The following is a 663-nucleotide window of genomic DNA, read 5'->3' as shown; positions in this document are numbered from 1 at the left end:
TTTTCTCTTCTTGGATTTGTTGCATATTAGCAAAACTCAATAAATAGCGAGTTAATGGTTTTAATTGGGAATTAGTTAAAAAGATGTCACGAAGAGGTTGGCCAATGGAGGAACTTCCTAACCCTTGTAGAGTAATTACTTCGTGGCCTTGTTTTTCTAATTGTTTTTTAATTTTTTGAATTAAAGTGGTTTTGCCACTGCCGTCTAGTTCTTCAAAAACTATTAATTTCATTTTGGTTCTCCTTTGAATTTAGATTTTGGTATAAAAAAAAGACCTTTAATTTGGAAGGTCTTAGTTGGATTTTGTTAATTAGCTTTTAAAAATAGGAAAATATAAGAAATAAATTAAGGTTTTGAAATTGGGGATTAAGTCATCTTTTAAAATGACAACATCATTTTCAATTGAGTGAGTCATAAATTTTTCTCCTTTGTTTAATTCTTGAATAGTTTTATTTAAGTTGGCAACCTGATGGTTTTTATTTCGATCTAAAAAAATAACGATATTCAAATCATTCCAAGTAGAAGTTTCTTCTTGATTTGATTTAATTATGAGGATAATGTCTTCTTTATTTTCTAAATAAAAAACCGTCATTTTCGCGCGAATGACAAAATTATTATCATAAATATCAAAACCAAATGTTGCATAGTGTTCGTCCCAATATT

General features: G+C 28.1%; 2 protein-coding genes. Both read right to left on the bottom strand.

Annotated features, from left to right (window positions below):
* A partial coding sequence (locus ON17_RS01725) for a dTMP kinase (protein ID WP_017191787.1) occupies positions 1-232 on the bottom strand: 232 nt, incomplete at its 3' end.
* 78 nt (positions 233-310) lie between these two features.
* A partial coding sequence (locus ON17_RS03555; RefSeq protein ID WP_040849671.1) for a hypothetical protein occupies positions 311-663 on the bottom strand: 353 nt, incomplete at its 5' end.

Origin of the sequence: Poinsettia branch-inducing phytoplasma str. JR1, assembly GCF_000309465.1 — a bacterium.
Lineage (GTDB): Bacteria > Bacillota_I > Bacilli_A > Acholeplasmatales > Acholeplasmataceae > Phytoplasma > Phytoplasma pruni.
This window is presented reverse-complemented; position numbering and strand designations above follow the sequence as displayed.